Genomic DNA, 4,326 nt, shown 5'->3' with positions numbered 1-4,326 from the left:
ATCTCCGCATTCCTAGGTTCGAATCCTAGTACCCCAGCCATACTGTCTTTTCTTATTTCAAACTTCAAAAATTGAAATTTCTTTTCTTGGGCTCATTTAGCACATATAAAAATGCGCTAAATGAGTTGCCTATTTTAATATTGTCTAATCCGTTGCCCATTTTTAATTCTTTGCCGTAATATTCTTTTCAATATCTTGTATTTGCGGGAAATTACTTTTTACTTCAATGGGCTAAATCATAGTTAGGATTGTTATAAAGCCTCTATTTTGCTTGCGTTAAACCCAACACTTTAATTAGTGCGGCAAAAAATTTGTCATTTTCTTGCGGCAAGCCGATACTCACGCGTAAATGATTTGGCATACCGTAACCGGCAATCGGACGCACAATTACGCCTTCGCGTAATAACGCCTCGTAAATCAGCGCAGCGGGTCGTTTGAAATCGATAGTGATGAAGTTACCTTTCGACGGAATATAATCCAAATCGTATTGTTGGCAAAATTGCTCGTAACGAGCCATTTCAATGCGGTTGTTTTTCGCAACCTTAGTTACGAATTCATCGTCGTTCATTACCGCAATGGCGGAAGTCAGCGCCAAACTGTTGCAGTTAAACGGTTGACGCACGCGATTTAATAAATCCGCAATTTCCGGGTTAGACACCGCATAACCGATACGTAAGCCTGCCAATCCATAAGCTTTGGAAAGAGAGCGCGAAATAATCAGATTAGGATATTTTTTCAATAACCCGAATGAGTCTACGCGTTCTTCCGGAAGCGTAAATTCAGTATAGGCTTCATCAAGTACCACAATGACGCTTTCTGGTACTTTAGCTAAAAATGCATCAAGTTCTTGCTCAGTTAAGAAATTACCGGTCGGATTGTTCGGGTTGGCGATAAAAATCAGTTTAGTTTTGTGGGAAAGTTCGGTTAAAAATCCGGTTAAATCATGCCCCCAGTTTTTCGCCGGAATCTCTTTTGCGACCGCATTGATAGCTTTACTGACAAGCGGATAAACAATAAAGGCATATTGCGAATAAATCACTTCGTCGCCTTCGCCGGCAAAGGTGTGAGCGAATAATTCCAATAAATCGTTGGAACCGTTGCCGAGAGTGATTTGGTTTGGTTGTATGCCGAATTTTTTTGCGATCGCTTGTTTGAGCTCAAAACCGTTGGCGTCAGGATAGCGCGTAAGATTGTCTAATTGATTGCGGATTGCTTGTTTGGCGCTTTCCGGAAAGCCAAACGGATTTTCGTTAGAGGCTAGTTTGACGATGTCGGAAATGCCGAGTTCGCGTTCAAGTTCTTCAATCGGTTTACCGGCTTGGTAAGGAGAGAGGGATTTTACGCCTTGGTTGGCAATGTCGATGTACTGCATGAATGATCCTATAAGAAAACGGACACGCTAGGGTGCCCGTTATGATAAAACGAATAATTAAGCGTTTTCAGCTTCAAATTTTTTCATAAATTCGATGAGTGCTTGCACACCTTCTAACGGCATGGCGTTATAAATAGAGGCACGCATTCCGCCCAGTACTTTATGTCCTTTTAAGGCTTGCAAGCCGGCTGCGGTGGATTCTGCCACGAACTTCGCATCAAGTTCAGGACTGCCGGTTACGAACGTTACATTCATGGTTGAACGGTTTTCTTTTGCTACCACGTTGCGATAAAGTTTACTAGAATCAATGTAATCGTAAAGAGTTTGCGCTTTACGTTCGTTACGTTTAGCAATAACCGGTAAACCACCAATGGCTTTGATATGTTTGAATACAAGAGAACATAAATACCACGCAAACGTTGGTGGCGTGTTGATCATAGAATCTGCATCACGTTGCGTTGCATAGTTCCAAATTGACGGAGTTTCTTTGCGGGCATGGCCGATTAAATCATCTCGAATAATCACTAAAGTAATACCGGCCGGGCCTAAGTTTTTTTGGGCGCCAGCGTAAATTACACCGAATCGATTAATATCAATTTCGCGTGAAAGAATGTTAGAAGACATGTCTGCTACCAGCACCGCATTGCCCACGTTCGGTACATCAAAAATTTCTACGCCGCTGATGGTTTCATTCGGGCAGTAGTGAACGTAATCGTATTGTTCGGCGATATCGCTAAAATCAAGTTCGGTAACACGGGTTTTATCGCCGTTTTCGATGATGCTAATTTCATCGATTTCGGCAAAGTTGCGAGCCTCTTTGGCGGCGGTCGCTGACCAATGTCCGCTGTTTAAATAAAGGGCTTTGCCTTTTTTACCGATTAAGTTCATCGGCAATGCGGCGAATTGACCGCGCGCGCCACCTTGTAAGAAAAGCACGCGATAGTTGTCGGGAATGTTGTACACTTCACGTAGATCTTTTTCCGCTTCTTTAATTAAATCCATAAAGTATTTACCGCGATGACTCACTTCCATCACGGAAACTCCTTGACCTAACCAATCGGTGAGTTCGGCTTGCGCTTTGTGTAACACTTCGGGGAAAATCATGGCCGGGCCGGCACTAAAATTGAAGACTTGAGACATTGTGTTTCCTTATTTTTTAGAAAAATAGTGGTTACGTTTTATCACTACGAAAGCGTGGAATCAACGCTTTTTATGTAAATTCTCACTTTTTTTGATATAGCCTATAAATCTGATTTTAAGGTTTTGACGAATTGACAAAAAAAGGCTAAATTACAGCCACTTTTTGTCTAGTTAAGAGAGCAATTATGGAAACCGTAAATAAACAATCGTTTCAAGATGTGTTGGAATATGTGCGTATGTATCGTTTAAAAAATAAACTAAAACGTGATATTGAAGATATTGGTCGTAAAATTCGTGATAACCAAAAACGGGTGTTATTGCTCGATAATTTAAATCAATATATTCGCGACGATATGGATATTGAAGAGGTGCGCGCGATTATCGAAAGTATGCGCGATGATTATGAAGCGCGCGTGGATGACTACACTATCCGCAGCGCGGAACTTTCTTCTGAGCGTCGCGAAATCAGCGCTAAAATGAAAGAGCAAAAACGTGTTCACGCGGATTTGGCGAAAAAGGTTAATAAAGTCACCATATAATTGAAGATATTGGTGCTCGATTACATGTTAAGATTTTAAGATACAGTGCGCACTGCTCTCAATAATTAAATCTAGCTTACATATAAGGCTTTTTATTGTATAGCGCTGAAATTTAGTCTGTTCCTCACCGTAATATTCAGATTTCTTCACTAAAATTTTAATGTCCTGAGAATTGTCATAGATGGAATGTTTAGGTTTTGACATTCCTATTTTTTCGCTTGTCGTATTGAGTACTATAAGTTTGAAGATGTAGTGCTTAAGTTCTAGTAATGTTTGCCCATAAAAATCTGTACCTTAAATAGATTGGGTTTTAGTGTTCAGGTTTTGGAGGGGAAAATATTTTCATCTTTTCTCTTTTGATAGGCGATCCCATGCATAAAAAATTGCAAAATGTCTTTTAATAATTGTTGTTCGTTGCCGATATAATGCTGTTGTAACGTCGGTGTATTTAACATTTCATCGATTTTTTGGATGATTACATCGATTAAGGTTATGGGAAAATCGTCACGAATCACTTTGCGTTGTTGTAACATGCCAAAAAAATGGTGCATATAGTGGTATTTTTCTTGTGCCATTTTATGAAAGAACTGCTGTAATTCTTCGTTGCGGTGCGCATTTAAATCCGCTAATACCGACGGAGAATAAAGCGTCGCCATAGCCTCCTGCTGCATATCCAAAATGCGTTGAATAACCGTCTCCAAATTCGCTTGATGATGCAATAACCGCTCAAATTCAGCGCGCATTTTATTTTTTTGTTCTTCAAACAAGCTTTCTACCAGAGCTTCTTTTGTTGCAAAGTGCTTGTAAAATGTGACTCTGCTAACTCCTGCCAACTGACAGATTTCCGTAATAGATGTAGCAATCCAACCTTGTTTATAAAAAAGCCTCATGGCGGCTTGCTTTAATACAGAATCTTTTTTCATTTTTACTCCTTAAACGGTCAATAAAATAATCGAACACTTTAAATTGTCAAATATTATATTTGAGAAGAATTCTTATTTACTTTTTGTTTTAGATTATGTTATGTTTACAATAATTGATGTTAAATCTTAAAAATGTAAACCTAAACCCAAAAAGGTGTTCTTATGAAAAAAACTAATATGCCATTAAATTTAATCGCGCTATGCATAGCAGGGACCTATTCTCTTGCAGTTTATGCGGACAAAATACGTGATATAAATATGTTAGACGAAATCACTGTGACCGGTGAAAAATTCGAGCGTAGTCAATCCTCTACCGGTTCAAGCACCTCCGTGGTAACCGCCGAACAACTCA

5 protein-coding genes are annotated in these 4,326 nt (G+C 39.6%); 2 read left to right on the top strand and 3 right to left on the bottom strand.

Translation table 11 applies throughout. The features are described 5' to 3' along the window. Positions 1-262: 262 nt before the first annotated feature. Positions 263-1,372 carry a histidinol-phosphate transaminase gene (hisC, locus tag ACO59Y_RS00855; protein WP_486129806.1) on the bottom strand — a complete coding sequence of 370 codons (1,110 nt, stop codon included), beginning with the start codon at positions 1,370-1,372 and terminating at the stop codon, positions 263-265. A 57-nt stretch (positions 1,373-1,429) separates the two neighbouring features. Continuing rightward, positions 1,430-2,512 (bottom strand): 3-phosphoserine/phosphohydroxythreonine transaminase, encoded by a 1,083-nt coding sequence (gene serC, locus ACO59Y_RS00850; protein WP_486129804.1) that lies wholly within the window; start codon positions 2,510-2,512, stop codon positions 1,430-1,432. Between the two features lie 185 nt (positions 2,513-2,697). On the opposite strand from serC, the gene ACO59Y_RS00845 reads away from it, so the two are divergent. Next, on the top strand, positions 2,698-3,051 hold the full coding sequence (locus ACO59Y_RS00845) for a DUF496 family protein (RefSeq protein WP_373602935.1): 354 nt from the start codon (positions 2,698-2,700) through the stop codon (positions 3,049-3,051). A 317-nt stretch (positions 3,052-3,368) separates the two neighbouring features. Here the strand turns inward: ACO59Y_RS00845 and ACO59Y_RS00840 are convergent, their stop codons facing one another. Beyond that, the gene (locus ACO59Y_RS00840; protein WP_486129802.1) at positions 3,369-3,974 is read right to left on the bottom strand and encodes a TetR/AcrR family transcriptional regulator; all 606 of its coding nucleotides are present in this window, start codon (positions 3,972-3,974) and stop codon (positions 3,369-3,371) included. Positions 3,975-4,136: 162 nt separating this feature from the next. On the opposite strand from ACO59Y_RS00840, the gene ACO59Y_RS00835 reads away from it, so the two are divergent. Continuing rightward, positions 4,137-4,326: hypothetical protein (locus ACO59Y_RS00835; RefSeq protein ID WP_486129801.1), on the top strand; the 190-nt coding region annotated here is incomplete at its 3' end.

It is taken from the genome of Rodentibacter sp., from assembly GCF_057314195.1.
This window is presented reverse-complemented; position numbering and strand designations above follow the sequence as displayed.